This is a genomic window from Dehalococcoidia bacterium (genome assembly GCA_030018455.1).
Lineage (GTDB): Bacteria > Chloroflexota > Dehalococcoidia > DSTF01 > JALHUB01 > JASEFU01.
Genome location: JASEFU010000003.1, coordinates 198,235 through 212,380, shown reverse-complemented (window position 1 = coordinate 212,380; position 14,146 = coordinate 198,235). Strand labels below are relative to the sequence as shown.

Sequence of the window (14,146 nt, the reverse complement as noted above, 5' to 3'; positions counted from 1 at the left end):
TCATCGATGAGGGCTTCCCGGACACCGTCCGGGTGAGACCTGACGGCAAACGGGGGCCAGGTGCAAGCCTGGCCCTCCTATTCAGCGTTGTTGACAGCGATACTACCTGCGGCTATCATCGCCGACAGCGTCTTTCGGAAGCGAGGGGCAAGCAATGAGCAGACTGGGCGACAAGATTAAGAAGGCGCTGCGCCTGGAAGCAGCCCCCATCGGCTTCCGCGCGGCGGCCGGACGGCGCGTACCGCCGCTCCTTGTGGTGCTGCGGCTGGACTCCGCGGACGCGGAAGCCGTTTCGACAGCCGTGGAAAAGGGGGCGGACGCGCTCCTGTTCCGCCTGTCGGAGGGACATCGCGTGGGGTTCTTCACGCGCGGGAAGCGGGAAGAGGGGGCGCTCGCCGAAGCCGCTGAGAGCGCGCGCAAAGCTGTCGAGGCGGCGGGCGACGTCCCGTGCGGCGTCTGGCAGGAGGAGATCGACCGCGAAGGCGTGGCGGCGCTGGTGGAGGCAGGAATCGACTTTTTCGTGTTCAGCGCCGAGAAGACGCCGGCGGCGGCGCTGCTGGAGAGCAAGGCGGGCTACGTCCTGGCGCTGCAAGGGGAAGTCAGGGACAGCCAGCTCAGGGCCATAGAGAGCCTGCCGCTGGAGGCGATCATGCTGAGCGAGCCGGATGACGCCCTCTCAGTATCGGGGCAGATTGAGCTTCGACGGGTCGTCGGGCTGGCGCGCAAGCCGCTCATGATCGCGGCCGCGCCCCCGCTCGAAACGCCTGAACTTGAATCGCTGCGCGACTCCGGAGTGTCGCTGCTGCTGCTGAACGGCAACGAGGCGCAGGTGCTGGAGGCCGTCCCAGAGCTGCGCAAGAGGATCGAGGCGGTTCCAGCGCAGCCGCGGCGTCGAGAGGAACGGGCGGCGACGCTGCCATCGATAGGCCGCGCGGGCGAAGAAGAGGAAGAAGAGGAGGAGGAAGAGGAGTAGCCCCGCGCAGTGAACCGGCTTCAGGCCGTGCCCTCAGGATAGTCCCGGCATCCCCTTTCTTTCCCCGAGTTTCCGCGCCCTAGTGGTGGGACGGCCCGTCGTCCGGCGGCGGCATCTGATCGAGGCCGAGGGTGCGTCGCAGGAGGTACCCCAGGAGGCCGAGGGCGGCGGCCGCGAGCGCCACCGCGAACACCAGCATCTGCACCGACACGAGGTCGTTGTTGTCACCTTCGGCAGCGGCGGTGCCGTCCTGGGGCTCGACGGTCGGGGCCGCCTGTAGCGACGGGCTATTGAGCTGCCGGACCACGTCGGGGCTGAGTGCGCAGAGGCAGGGGGCGCCGGCGTCGCGCGAGCGGGCGGCGGCGGCGAGGGTGGAAACGTTCGTGCAGGGCGGGCCTCCCAGGGCCAGGAAGACAGTCACCATCAGCGGGACCGCCAGGAGCCTCAGCATCGTCGTCATCCCTTCACTTTCGATTATCGGCGAGCAAATGATAGCCGATTTGCCGTGTTAGGGCCAGAGGCTGGCCCAAAGCCGCGCATTCGGGCGGGAGCTAACTGTCTTGCGAAGGCAGCGTTTCCGGAGCGGGCTTTTCTACGAGCGTCTGCGCGGCCACGATCTGTCCTGCCCGGCGGTAGACGCGGGGCACGCGGGCGCTGATACCGGCGAGGATTTCGTAGTTGATGGTGCCGCAGAGCGCGGCAAGCTCCTCCGCCGTGATCTCCTCGTCGCGCTGGCGTCCGATTATCACAACTTCGTCGTCGAGGGCGACGTACGGTATCTCGGTCACGTCGACCACGCACATGTCCATCGCTATCCGTCCGACGATCGGCGCTCGACGTCCCCGGATGAGCACGCTTCCCTTGTTCGACAGTTCCCTGCGGAGGCCGTCGGCGTAGCCGCACATCACCAGGGCAATGACGCTGGGACGGGCGGCTGTCCACGTGCAGCCGTAGCTGACGCTCTCGCCCGGCTCGAGGCGGCGTAACCGCGCGACGCGGCTCTTGAGGGAGAGGACGGGCCGCAGGGGCACGGAACGCGCCTCCGGCGACGGGTAGCAGCCGTAAAGCCCGATACCGGGCCGGACGATGTCAAACGAGAGATCGGGCATGTTGAGGAGGGTAATGGTATTGGCTACATGCCTTAGTGGAATCCAGGGCAAAGCGCCGGCGACGCGCTTGAACCTATCGAGCTGGTAATGCACGTAGCTCTTATCGTCCTCATCGCCGGTGGCGAAGTGGGTGAAGAGCGCCTCGATGCGCAACCCCGGTTCGTCGCGCAGCGACTCGGCGAGCGGCAGGAGCTGCTCGGGCGGCAGGCCGTAGCGGTTGAGGCCGGTCTCCACCTTGAGGTGGATGGGCTGGACAATGCCTTTTTTCCGGGCAAGCTGGGCGAGTGCGTGGGCGAGTTCCGGGGTGCTGACGGTGGGGGTGAGCCCCAGTTCGACGACGCGTTCCGCCTGTGAGAGAGGAGTGAACCCCATGACGAGAATGGGGACGTTGATGCCGGCCCTGCGCAGTTCATCTCCCTCGTCCACGCAGATGACGGCGAGGCGCTCCGCCCCGGCCGCGAGAGCGGCGCGGGAGACGGCGATTGCGCCGTGTCCGTAGGCGTTCGCCTTAACGACGGCCATGAGAGCGGCGCCGCCGGCCTGACGCTTGAGCTGCCGCACGTTTTCGCCCAGGGCGTCGAGATCGATATCGGCCCAGACGGGTCGACCGGACCAGTCGGTGGATTGTGCGGGGGGAGTCTCATCCATGAGAGAGGCGGCGCTAGGGAACGACTTGCCACTCGGCGGGCAGGCGGTACCGAAAGATGGAGTTGGTCATGTTCTCCCCATCGAAGACGCGGCCGCGGCCGTCGCGGCTTATCTCCCGGTACGTGTTCTGAATCTGCACGATCCTCTTAGCGGAGAGGTTAAAGATGATAGCGCCCGCCTTCACGGGGCGCAAGCTCTCCTCTCTCGTGCGGTCGTCGACGATGCGGAAGACGGGCTGCTCGTGGGGCCGACAGACGTCGAAGGCGCTGGCGATGGCGTCGTGGTTGCCGTGGGCGTTGTGTTCATCGAATACAGCCAGGCCGTTGAGGACGTACTCGCGCAAGCTACGATAGTAGGGGTCGACGCCCTCCAGGAGAGCGGTGACGGTGTCGGGACCGTCGGAGCAGGCTTTGAGAAGAGCGGGGAGGGCGTCGCCGTGGGCAACGAAGCTGATTCCTCCGGTGCAATCGATGACGGTAAAGCGAAAAAGGTTCATGGGAGATAGGTGAGGCGCTTTGACGCCGCTACCTTGCGAGTGTAACATTGGACATAATCGATGTCAACTGAACATTGAGGCCTATCCGAGAGCGCGGATATCGTAAGCGACTGAGATGCCCCTTCGTCTTTTCCTTGTGGTCCTCTCCGTGGGGGCCGTCGCCGCCTTCATCCTGTTCCGGTACGATCTCGACGGCGACGACGCCCCTTCGGAAACCGAACTGCTAACGGCGGCGGCCGGCACGTCTCAGGCCACGTCCTCTCCCCCCGATCTGGCGCTGGGGCAGGCGTACTACCGTGACGGCCGGTACGAAGAGGCGCTGGCGGTGTACGCGTCCGTGATCGAGAGGGGCCGCGAGTCCGACCGCCAGGAGGCGCGGCTGGCGTCGGCGCGGATCCTCCTGTGGGAGGAGCGCTACGACGAGGCGCATGAGCAGGCGGCGGCGTATCTGGAGGAGGCAGGGGAAGAGGGCAACCTGGCACCCGGGCATTTCCTATCGGCGCGGGCGCTGGCCGGCCTCGGACGGGACGAAGAGGCGCTGGCGATGTTTTCGCGGTACGTGACCGAGGGTGGCCTGGCGGCGGCATACGCGCGGGTGGAGATGGCGCGGCTTCTGGCATCGATGGGACGGATGGAGGAAGCCTCGCGGGAGGCGGAAGCGGCCCTGTCTGAGTTGCCCGAACGCCGGCGGCCGGCGGTGCTGCTGATGATGGCGCAGGAATTCGAGGTGGGCAGCGACGCCGAAGCCCTCAGGTGGTACGGGCGGTTGCTTTCGGAAAGCGAATCGGCGGCGGACCGCGCGCTGGCGCTCTGGCGCATGAGCGTGATAAAGCGCTCGGCCGGCGATCCGACGTGGGCAAACGACGCGCGGAAGGTCGTGACGGAGTACCCGATAACGTCGGCGGCGAGCGAGGCGCTGGCGTCGTTGCTCGACGCGGGGGTGGAAATCGACCCGTTTGACGAGGGGCTCGTCTACTACCGTCACTTCCAGAACGAGGAGGCGCGGGAGGCGCTGCAGCGGTCGCTGGAAGAGGAAGCGACGGGAGAGAGGGCGGCCGCCGCGCACTACTACTTGGGCGCGATACACGAGCGCTTGGGCGACGACGCCGCGGCGATACGGGAGTACGCGACGGCGTACGAAATGGCGCCGGAGGCCCCGCTGGCAGACGACGCGTTATGGTGGCGGGGACGGCTGCTTGAGAAGGGCGGGCGCCTGGAAGAGGCACTCGAAGTCTACGAGCTGATATCGTCGGAGTACCCGGGGGCCGAGCTGGCGCCTGAAGCGGCGTTTCGGAGCGGGCTGGTGTTGTACCTGGATGGCCGGGTCGCGGAGGCAGCGTCCATTTGGGGAATAGCGGCGGCCCTGGCGCCTTCCGAAGATGAGAGAGGACGGGCGCTGTTGTGGACCGCAAAGGCGGAACTCGCGTCGGGCAAAGAGGAGGCAGGGAAATCGCGCCTGGAAGGGCTCCGCAGCGCTCAACCGCTGAGCTATTACGGGCTGAGGGCGGATGTCCTGCTCAGGGAGAACTTCGCGGGTCGGGAGACGCCGGCTCCCGCCTCCGAAACACCTGAAGCGAAAGACGCGGGCGATTGGCTGGCGGAAGTAACGGGGCAGAGCGGGGGCGACGGCTGGATGCTCTGGCTGGACGAGCGGTGGCTGCGCGGACTCGACCTGATAGCGCTGGGAATGCCCCGCGAGGCAGGCGATGAACTGCGAGAGCTGATGTACGGCCCGAACAGCGCAAGTCGGCTGTTAGCGCTGTCGCGGACGGCGCGCGCTTTCGGGCTGACGGAGATATCGGCGCGGAGCGCGCAGCTCATTCTCGAGAGGGTGCCGGGCGATCGGTTGGGCGAGGCGCCGGGGGAACTTCTTCACCTGGGTTACCCTTATGGCTATGAGGAACTGATGGAGTCGGCGGAGGAGGCGGAAGGGGTGTCGCCGCTGATGATGCTGGCGCTGATACGTCAGGAGAGCTTCTTCGATCCGCTGGCCGGCTCATCGGCGGGGGCAAGCGGGCTGACGCAGGTAATCCCCTCTACGGGTGAGGAGATCGCGCGGGAGCTGGGACGCGAATTCGAGGTGAAAGCGCTGCTGCGGCCGGAGACGAGCGTGCGGTTCGGCGCCCACTACCTGGCTAATCAGCTTTCCACCTTCGACGGCAACCTTTATCACGCGCTCGCGGCCTACAACGCGGGGCCGGGGAACGCCGCTCGCTGGCGCTCGGCGGCGCCGGATGACGTCGATCTCTTCGTCGAGGAGATCGACCTGGGCGAGACGAAGCTATACGTGCGGCGGGTCATAGAGAACCTGGCGGTGTACCGGTACCTCCACCAGGGAGAAGCGTACCCGCGCCTTCCCTACTGACGCGGCGGACTGTCCTTCGATTTGACACGCTTTATGCCCTGCCCTATGATTGTTTGGTATTCTCTATAAGGATCGCGACTTGCCTAAACGCACCTACCAACCGAAACGTATCCCTCGAAAGCGAGAGCACGGCTTCCGTGCCCGCATGAGCACGCGAGGAGGGCGGCTCGTGCTTCGGGCGCGCCGGCTAAAGGGACGCTACCGGCTTACTGTCTCCGGATAAAGGGGGTGGGGCCGGGGCGCCATGCGACGGGCACAGCGTCTCACGAAGTCGAAGGACTTTACGACAGTCCACAAGAAAGGACGCTCCGTCGCCGACAGGCTCCTGGTATTGCGCTTCATGGAGAACAGGCTCGCCCGGAACCGCTACGGTTTCGTCGTGAGTCGGCGCGTCGGGAAGGCTGTCGTGCGGAACCGGGTGAGGCGCCGGCTGCGCGAGGCGATACGGGCGGAAGGGCTGAAGGGGGGATGGGACGTGGTGGTGATAGCGCGTGCGGGGGCCGCTGAGGCCGATTATCAGGCGCTGCGGCGCTCGCTGGTCCGATTGGTGGAAAAGGGAGGCCTGAAAGAAAGCCGGGTCTCGGCGAAAGAGGTCAGAGAAGAGTGAAACGTCTCATACTGGCGACAATCCGCTTCTATCAGCGATCGGTGTCGCCGTTTCAAGCCCCCGCTTGCCGCTTCCAGCCGACGTGCTCGCAATACGGTTACGAGGCGGTGGAGCGGCACGGCGTGCTTAAAGGCGGCTGGCTGACCCTGCGCCGTCTCAGCCGCTGCCGTCCGTTCGGCCGCGGCGGCTACGATCCTGTGCCGGAATGACCGTTTCACGTGAAACGCTAGCGGGAGGAAAGAAGATCTCAGGGAGATTCAAGAGCTTCGCACTGCTGCTGGTTCTGCTGCCGCTGTCGCTGGTCATCGTCGGATGCAGGGCGGTTGCGGGCCCGGAAGGGTGGGCAGGCCCCGCATCATCGGATAGCCTTCTGATCGCCTCCATCGACCACAACCGGCTGGTCGCGCTCGACCTGACGGCCGACAACGAGGAAGTCTGGCGGTTCCCGCCTGAAAACGTGAAGGACGCGCCCGAATTGCTCGGCCTTTACGGCACAGCCGCCGTAGCAACGCAAATGGTCTTCGTGGGCGACTACAACGACGTGCTGTACGCTCTAGACCTGGCAGACGGACGGACGGTCTGGGCTTTGGAGACGGGCGGGCCCATCGTCGGCGGGCCGGCGGTGGAAGGCGACACAGTATACGTCGGGTCGTCGGACGGCTGCCTCTACGCCCTTGCCGTCGATGACGGCAGTGAACGCTGGAAGCCCTTCTGCACGGGAGACAAGGTGTGGTCAACCCCGACTGTGAGCGGGGGCGTAGTCTACTTCGGCTCGATGGACAAAAAACTGTACGCGCTCGACGCCGCCACCGGCCAGCTACGCTGGGAGTTCGAGGCGGACGCGTCGATAACTTCGACCCCGGTGGTCGACGGCGGGCGGGTGTATGTGGGAGCGCTGAACAGCAAGTTCTACGCCCTCGACGCGTCATCGGGGGAAATGGTCTGGTCGTTCGACAGCAGCGACTGGTTCTGGAACCGCGCGGCGCTCGGCGAGGACGCGGTCTTCGTAGGCAACCTGGGCGGCGATGTCTACGCGCTGGACAGGGACGACGGGAAGCTCCTGTGGGACGGGCCTTTCAGGGCAGACGGAGGCGTTCGGGCGGCGCCGGCGCTGTCGGGCGGCACGCTTGTCGTGGCGGATGAAAACGGAGGCATCTACGGCATCAACGCCGCGACCGGTGAGGAACGGTGGTCGAAGGATGCGGGCTCCGGCGTCCTCTCCGATCTGCTGCTGAGAGACGGCACCGTTTACTTGAGCACGAAGGACGGGGCGCTGCTTGCGGTCAGCCCGGACAACGGCGACATCTCCACAATCATTGGAACCGGGGCAGGTTAAAGGTAAGTGGATATCATCAGCTTCATCTGGAACGAGGTGCTGGTCAACCCCATGACCAATGCCCTCATTATTCTCAACAACGTGTTCTTCGGCAGTTTCGGGGTCGCGATCATCGTGTTTACGGTCGTGATGCGGGCAATCATGTTCCCGCTGACGTTGCGGCAGTTGCGGTCGTCGCGGGCGCTTTCGGCGATACAGCCGAAAATGCGCGAGCTGCAAAAGAAGTACAAAGACCCGCGGCGTCGCTCGGAAGAGACGATGAAACTGTACCGCGAGGCGGGCGTGAACCCGCTAGGCTGTCTCTTCCCCATGCTGATTCAGATGCCGATCTGGATCGCGCTGTACCAGGTGATCCGTCTGACGCTGGGCTCTACGCCCGAAAGCCTGATAAGCCTGTCGCATCGGCTGTACCCCTGGTCGTACATCCAGCACGCGGTGCCGCTGAGCGACCGCTTTCTCTGGCTCGATCTGGCGCGGGGCGACCTGGTGCTGGCGCTGCTTGTAGGGGCGTCGATGTTCGTGCAGCAGAAGATGATGACGCCGCCCGCCGCCGACGAGCGTCAGCAGTCGATGAACAGCACGATGCTATGGATGTTCCCGCTGATGTTTGTATGGCTTTCGCTTTCTTTCCCGAGCGGGCTTTCGCTGTACATCTTCGTCTCGACCCTGGTGGGCATCGTGTTGCAGTACATATATGTGGGGTCGAGCGGCCTCAACTGGCGCAATCTGTTTTCGCTGCAACCGGTGGGCGCGCCGCAGCCGGGCTCAGCGGCGAAGCCGGCATCGGTGAAGGAGGAGACGGAAGTGGAGGAGGCGCCGGCAGGCACGGCCGGCGAACGTCGCTACAAGAAGAGGTCCCGTCATGGAAAGCGTAGACGTAAGCGCTAAGACAGTGGACGAAGCCATCGAGAAGGCCCTTGCCCAGCTCGGCCTGGACCGCTCCGAGGTGGAGATCGAGGTCGTAAAGGAGGGCCGGGCAGGGATACTGGGCATCGGCGGCGAAGAGGCGCGCGTCATCGTGCGCCCGAAAGAGACGGCCGCGCTCGAGGGCGAGGACGTGCGGGTGGCGGTGGAAGTGCTCGAGAAGCTGCTGTCGTTGCTCGGTATCGACGCGACGGTGCAGGTGCGGGCGCCGGAAACGCCGGGCGACGGCGTCGGGCTCGTCAAGGCGGTGCTCGACGTCAGCGGCGAGGACCTGGGCATCCTCATCGGCCGCCGGGGGGATACGCTCGCTTCCCTCCAGTACCTCGTGAACCTTATCGTCGGGCGCCGCTTGAAGACGAAGACGGCGTTCGGAATTGACGTCGAAGGATACCGCCGGCGGCGCGAGCAATCACTGCGGAAGCTGGCGCTCAGCATGGCCGAGCGCGTGAAGGCGACGGGACAGACGGTCACGTTAGAGCCCATGCCGCCGAACGAGCGCCGCATCGTTCACCTTGCCCTCGCGAAAGACTCCGCGATCATTACCGAAAGCATCGGCGAGGGGGAGAACCGCAAGGTCGCCATCTACCCTAGCTGATTGGGGGAAGCTCTTCCTCTTTACCAGGGAAGCGGCTCAACGGGAATGACGGACATCGACTTCCTGGCGGTGGGCCACATCGCCAAGGATATTACCCCCGACGGCTGGCGGATCGGGGGCGCCGTTGCGCACGCCGCCGTGCAAGCGAAACGCCTGGGGCTGCGCACGGCCGTCGTGACGCGCGCGGCGGCCGACGTGGACGTGGCGAAAGAGCTGCCCGGCGTCGAGGTGCGGCAGGTGGCGTCGGACGAGACGACAACCTTCGAGAACCATTACGAGAAGGGCCGCCGGACGCAGCACGTATGGGCGCAGGCGGGCCCGATCGGGGCCGAACATGTGCCGCGGGAGTGGCGACAAGCGCGCATCGTCCTTGTGGGGCCGGTGCTCGGCGAGGTGCCGATTGGGCTGGGTCGTCTGTTCAGCCGGTCGGTGCTTGCGTTTTCTCCCCAGGGATGGCTGCGGGAGGTGAGGCCCGACGGTCTGGTGACGCGGCGCCCCTGGCGAAAGTCGGTGTCGCTTAAGGGCTGCCGGGTCGTGGTCGCATCGGAAGAGGATATTGAGGGCGACGAACGCGCCGTGAGGTCGTGGACCCGGGACGTCCCCATCGTGGTGATTACCGACGGCCTGCGGGGAGCGCGGGTCTACGCCGAGGGGGGATGGCGGCGGATCAATGCATTCGCGCGGCGGGAGATTGACCCGACGGGCGCTGGCGACGTGTTTGCGGCAGCGTTCGTCGTGTGCCTGGCAGAAACGGGTGATGTCCCGCAGGCGGCCCGCTTCGCGGCGGCGGCGGCGAGCCTGTGCGTGGCGGGCGAAGGGATCGCCGCGATAGGGAGCCGGGAGGAAATCGAGCGCGTCCTGGCCGCGCATCCGGAGGTAACGCTGCAATGAGCGTCGTCCTGGCCGTCGCCAATCAGAAGGGCGGCGTAGGGAAGACGACAACCGCCGTGAACCTGGGCGCATGCCTTGCCGACAGCGGACAGCGCGTGCTCCTGGTAGACGTCGATCCGCAGGCGAACGCCACCACCGGCCTGGGCATCGACGCTTCGAACGCGAATAGCGTATACGAAGTGCTGGTAAACGGTGTGGCGCTGGAGGAGATCGTGGTGGAGACGGCGCAGAGCGGCCTGTGGCTGGCGCCTTCGAGCAACGACCTTGCGGGCGCGGAAGTGGAACTGGTGCCGGTGGCGAAACGCGAATCACGGCTGCAGGATGCGGTGCGGTCGGTCAAGTCGCGGTACGACATAGTCATAATAGATGCGCCTCCCTCCCTCGGCCTCCTGACGGTAAACGCCCTCACGGCGGCCGACGCGGTGATCGTCCCCGTGCAGTGCGAGTACCTGGCGCTGGAGGGACTGGGGCGGCTGCTGCATACCATCGACCTCGTGCGGCGCAACCTGAATCCCGCCCTGCGCATCCAGGGGCTTGTCCTCACGATGTACGACGCGCGGACGAACCTCTGCCGGCAGGTCGCGGAGGAGGTCAGGAGCCACTTCCCCAATACGTTTGAGACTGTGATCCCGCGCAGCGTCCGGATTAGCGAGGCGCCGAGTTACGGGCTGCCTATTCTCGCGTACGACCGGTCCTGCCGGGCGGGAAAGGCGTATCAGGCGCTGGCCGGCGAACTGCTGTCAGCGCTGCAAAAGGTGTCAGCATAGGAGGGAGAGAGATGGCAAAAGGAAAGACAGGACTCGGCCGCGGCCTCGGCGCCCTCATCCCCAGCCTTACACCCGCAACCGATTCCGTAGACATCAATCTCATCATCTCGAATCCCTTTCAGCCGCGACAGGACATGGACGCCGCGGAGCTGGCCCAACTGGCGGAGAGCATCCGGCAACATGGGGTCTTGCAGCCGCTGCTCGTGAGCCGCATCGAAAAAGACGACGGCGCGACCGCCTACCAGGTGATCGCGGGGGAGCGTCGCTTGCAGGCGGCGCGCCTGGCCGGACTCACGGAAGTGCCGGTGGCGCTCAAGGAAACGACCCCGCGCGAAGTGCTGGAGCTGGCGCTGGTGGAGAACCTGCAACGGGCCGACCTCAACCCGCTCGAGGAGGCGCAGGCGTACCGGCGGCTGATGGACGAGTTCGGGCTGAGCCAGTCGGAGGTGGGGTCGCGCGTGGGGAAAAGCCGCTCTGCCGTCGCCAATGCGCTTCGCCTGCTGGGGCTGAGCGAAGAGATCCGGTCGAGCCTGGCAAAGGGCGAGATAAGCGAAGGGCACGCGCGGGCGCTGCTCGGCCTGCCGGAGGAGGCGCGCCTCGATGCGTGGCGGAGGGTCGTGGAGCAGGCGCTGTCCGTCCGGCAGACGGAGCAGATGGTGCGCGGGTGGTCGAAGGCCCGCCGTCGACGGCCGCGCGAGAGGCGGCGTGACGCCGACATGGCGGCGCTCGAGGAGAGGCTGCGCGAAGCGTTCAGCACGCGCGTGAGCCTCGTGAGAGGACGGCGCGGCGGAAGGATAACGATCCACTTCTACAGCGATGAGGAGCTCGATAGCATAGTCGCCAGGCTGTTGGGCAGCTAGCAAGGAGAAACGCGGAAGATGACTTATCACGTGGACATCGTCGAGGGGCTGAAGACGCTTCCGGACGCGATTGCTGCTGAGGTGGAAGGGCTTTCGGAGGAAGAGCTGGGGCGGAAGCCGGACGGCGAATGGTCGATCAAGGAGGTGTGCGGGCACCTGCTGGACGACTCGTTGGTGTGGCGGCAGCGGCTGCGGATGATGATCACACAGGCCGACCCCATCCTGCCGCGCTACGAGCAGGAGTCGCTTGTGGCGGAGCGCGGGTACCAGCAGGCGGAGTTTGCGTCCATTCTGGGGCAGTTGAGGGCGGTGCGAGTCGAGATAGCGGAGATGCTGTCGGCGCTGCCGCGGGACGGCTGGAAGCGCATCGGCCGTCACCAGGAGCGCGGTCGGCTCAACATACGCCAGGCGATGGAGTGGGTGCTGGAGCACCAGGAGATACACCTGCGCCAGATCCGCGAGGTGAAAAGTCGGGTCGCCGCAGCGGCGCAGGCCTGAAACAAATAGGCGGGGCTTCTAGCCCGGTAGAAGGTAGCGGTCGCCGGCGGGCGCGCGGGCGGGCAAGATGCCCGCCCTATGGTCAAAATGAGGGCGCGCCCTATTGGTGAGGAGGGCCGAGAGCGAGGCCGATCAGGCGGTACGCCAGCTTCGCCGCCAGCACCCCGCACGCGAACGGCCCGAGATCCGGCGCCAGCTCGACGACGTCGCAACCCACAATCCTCCTCTCCCGCGCCACCGCGGTAAGCAAGTCGATCACCTCGTCCCACAGCAGCCCGCCGGGCTCCGGCGTGCCGACGGCCGCCATCTGCGACGGGTCGAGCCCGTCTAGGTCGACGCTCACGTACACGTTCTCGGTCAGCAAGGCGCTTATCGCCGCCGGCGCGCCGACAAGCGCGCGATAGGCCTTCGTCGTAAGAAACGGCAGCTTCCGCTCCTCAATCAGACGCGCCTGATCGGCGCTGGCGCTGCGCATTCCGACCTGGACGGCAGGGCAGACATCGAGGACGCGCCGCATGACGCAGGCGTGATTGTAAGGAGAATCGAGGTACTCCTCGCGGAGGTCGGCGTGGGCGTCGAACGAGAGCACTGAGAGGTCGGGGAATCGGCGCGCGTGCGCCCTGACGGCGCCGACGGTAATCGTGTGCTCTCCGCCCAGCGTCAGAACGAACTTCCCATCGTCGAGCAGCGAACCGACGACCCTTTCCACCCTGTCCACCATTGCCTCCGGGCTGCCGCTGTGGGGCGCCACGTCGGGGAGGGTGTGGATGCCGTGCGCCGACGTGTCGTAGCCGAGGGCGAGGTCGTACGGCTCGAGGTCCTGGGAGGCGGAGATTATCGCATGTGGGCCGTCGCGGGCGCCGGCGCGGGCGGTCACCGTGGAGTCGTAGGGGACAGGCAGGACGACGGCGCGCGACGCCTCGTAGGCGGAGCGCTCGGGGGTGAGAGCGAGAAAGCCGTAAGGCGGGTAGAAGTCTTCTTGTCTCATCGCTTTTCCTGCCAGGGCGGCCAGGCGCCGGGCATTTCCTCGAAGTTGATCACTGGCGGCCGCCGCTTCTTGATAACGTCGGCGCTGCGTTCCGCGAGGGCGCTGACGATGATGGGCAGGGCGACCGTCGCCTCCACGTTCACCGTCACCATCGATGCGTCGGTGGCGATCTTTCGCCACGACTGGGCCTCCTCGAAGGTGCAGCCCGAGAGACCGCCCCACTGCGGCTGGTCCATGGTGATCTGGATGGCGTACTTGTGCCCGGGAAGCTCGCGCTGGAAGATGTAGCCCGCGACCTCCGACTGCTGGATGAAGTTCTTGGGCGTGCCCCCGCCGACGTAGATGACCCCGGTCGCGGGCGCCGTGGCCGAGATGTGGCCCGTTTCCAGCACGTCGCCGATGATGTCGAAGAGGAGCGGCGGCTCCGGCTGCTGCCCCGACTGACCCCGTTTCACGCGCGTCTGGGCGATGGCCAGCCCGTGCACGCTGTCGCCGAGGGCGGGGCTGTAGACCGGCACGCCGTGCTTGGTGGCGGCGGTAAGTATCCCTTCTTCCCGGGCGACCGGCGCCAGGGCGAGGCCGATGAGGCGGAAGTATTCCCGCGTCGTGTATGGGCGGCTGGTGTCGAGTGTGCGCGCAAAGTAGGCGACAAAGTCCTCGGCGGCGGAAAAATCGGCCTCAGGGGCAAGGACGTCGTAGAAGCGGTTTATGCGGCGGCGCCCCAGCTCGAGGTCGTCGCTCTCCGGGCTCCCCTGGTAGTGGGGCTTTCCCAGCGTCTCGTAGACGTCGTGAAAAAGGTTGGCGCCCGTGCTCACCAGACAGTCGATGAGCCGGTTCTCGATCAGGTAGACAATGACCTTGCGCATGCCGCCCGGGACCATCGCGCCTGCGAGGCCGAACATGATGACGACTTCGTCTTCGAGCATGCGCGACCATATGCGGGCGGCCTGGGCGAGGTTTCGCGCCTGGAAGGCGGTGCCGCCCATGCGTTCCAGCAACTCGCCGACCGTCATCCCCTCATCGACGGAAAAGGGCGCAAGGCGGGTATGGAAGAAATCGTCCACCGCTGCCGTTTCTCCTGCGTAGACT

The 14,146-nt window shown here is 66.1% G+C and carries 17 protein-coding genes; 12 read left to right on the top strand and 5 right to left on the bottom strand.

Going from position 1 to position 14,146, the window contains the following annotated elements:
- Positions 1-154 precede the first annotated feature (154 nt).
- On the top strand, positions 155-973 hold the full coding sequence (locus QME71_06235) for a hypothetical protein (protein ID MDI6857895.1): 819 nt from the start codon (positions 155-157) through the stop codon (positions 971-973).
- 79 nt (positions 974-1,052) lie between these two features.
- Here QME71_06235 and QME71_06230 read toward each other — a convergent pair whose 3' ends face one another.
- From QME71_06230 to QME71_06220, 3 genes are all read right to left on the bottom strand, one after another.
- Positions 1,053-1,433, bottom strand: coding sequence for a hypothetical protein (locus QME71_06230; GenBank protein MDI6857894.1), 381 nt, complete (start codon positions 1,431-1,433; stop codon positions 1,053-1,055).
- A gap of 91 nt (positions 1,434-1,524) precedes the next feature.
- On the bottom strand, positions 1,525-2,730 hold the full coding sequence (gene alr / locus QME71_06225; GenBank protein ID MDI6857893.1) for an alanine racemase: 1,206 nt from the start codon (positions 2,728-2,730) through the stop codon (positions 1,525-1,527).
- A 13-nt stretch (positions 2,731-2,743) separates the two neighbouring features.
- Complete coding sequence (locus QME71_06220; protein ID MDI6857892.1) at positions 2,744-3,226, bottom strand: hypothetical protein; 483 nt, start codon at positions 3,224-3,226, stop codon at positions 2,744-2,746.
- Positions 3,227-3,341: 115 nt separating this feature from the next.
- On the opposite strand from QME71_06220, the gene QME71_06215 reads away from it, so the two are divergent.
- From QME71_06215 to QME71_06165, 11 genes are all read left to right on the top strand, one after another.
- A complete protein-coding gene (locus QME71_06215) occupies positions 3,342-5,591 on the top strand; it encodes a transglycosylase SLT domain-containing protein (GenBank protein ID MDI6857891.1) in 2,250 nt (749 codons plus the stop codon).
- A 79-nt stretch (positions 5,592-5,670) separates the two neighbouring features.
- A complete protein-coding gene (rpmH, locus tag QME71_06210) occupies positions 5,671-5,814 on the top strand; it encodes a 50S ribosomal protein L34 (protein MDI6857890.1) in 144 nt (47 codons plus the stop codon).
- A 21-nt stretch (positions 5,815-5,835) separates the two neighbouring features.
- Positions 5,836-6,198 (top strand): ribonuclease P protein component, encoded by a 363-nt coding sequence (rnpA, locus tag QME71_06205; GenBank protein ID MDI6857889.1) that lies wholly within the window; start codon positions 5,836-5,838, stop codon positions 6,196-6,198.
- Complete coding sequence (gene yidD, locus QME71_06200; protein MDI6857888.1) at positions 6,195-6,407, top strand: membrane protein insertion efficiency factor YidD; 213 nt, start codon at positions 6,195-6,197, stop codon at positions 6,405-6,407. The genes rnpA and yidD overlap by 4 nt, the downstream gene beginning before the upstream one ends.
- Positions 6,404-7,534, top strand: a complete 1,131-nt coding sequence (locus QME71_06195; GenBank protein MDI6857887.1) for a PQQ-binding-like beta-propeller repeat protein — start codon at positions 6,404-6,406, stop codon at positions 7,532-7,534. Before yidD ends, QME71_06195 begins: the two co-directional genes overlap by 4 nt.
- A gap of 6 nt (positions 7,535-7,540) precedes the next feature.
- Positions 7,541-8,422: a YidC/Oxa1 family membrane protein insertase gene (locus QME71_06190; GenBank protein ID MDI6857886.1), complete on the top strand. Its 882-nt coding sequence runs from the start codon at positions 7,541-7,543 to the stop codon at positions 8,420-8,422.
- Positions 8,397-9,053 (top strand): RNA-binding cell elongation regulator Jag/EloR, encoded by a 657-nt coding sequence (gene jag, locus QME71_06185; protein MDI6857885.1) that lies wholly within the window; start codon positions 8,397-8,399, stop codon positions 9,051-9,053. The genes QME71_06190 and jag overlap by 26 nt, the downstream gene beginning before the upstream one ends.
- Before the next feature lie 45 nt (positions 9,054-9,098).
- Positions 9,099-9,944: a PfkB family carbohydrate kinase gene (locus tag QME71_06180; GenBank protein MDI6857884.1), complete on the top strand. Its 846-nt coding sequence runs from the start codon at positions 9,099-9,101 to the stop codon at positions 9,942-9,944.
- Positions 9,941-10,711: an AAA family ATPase gene (locus tag QME71_06175; GenBank protein ID MDI6857883.1), complete on the top strand. Its 771-nt coding sequence runs from the start codon at positions 9,941-9,943 to the stop codon at positions 10,709-10,711. The genes QME71_06180 and QME71_06175 overlap by 4 nt, the downstream gene beginning before the upstream one ends.
- Positions 10,712-10,722: 11 nt before the next feature.
- A complete protein-coding gene (locus QME71_06170; GenBank protein ID MDI6857882.1) occupies positions 10,723-11,571 on the top strand; it encodes a ParB/RepB/Spo0J family partition protein in 849 nt (282 codons plus the stop codon).
- A gap of 18 nt (positions 11,572-11,589) precedes the next feature.
- Positions 11,590-12,069 carry a DinB family protein gene (locus tag QME71_06165; GenBank protein ID MDI6857881.1) on the top strand — a complete coding sequence of 160 codons (480 nt, stop codon included), beginning with the start codon at positions 11,590-11,592 and terminating at the stop codon, positions 12,067-12,069.
- Between the two features lie 100 nt (positions 12,070-12,169).
- On the opposite strand, the gene speB is transcribed toward QME71_06165, so the two are convergent.
- Both speB and QME71_06155 read right to left on the bottom strand, forming a co-directional pair.
- Positions 12,170-13,057 (bottom strand): agmatinase, encoded by an 888-nt coding sequence (gene speB / locus QME71_06160; protein MDI6857880.1) that lies wholly within the window; start codon positions 13,055-13,057, stop codon positions 12,170-12,172.
- Entirely contained in the window at positions 13,054-14,121 is a 1,068-nt protein-coding gene (locus QME71_06155) for a deoxyhypusine synthase family protein (GenBank protein ID MDI6857879.1), read from the bottom strand. Before QME71_06155 ends, speB begins: the two co-directional genes overlap by 4 nt.
- Between the last annotated feature and the right edge of the window lie 25 nt (positions 14,122-14,146).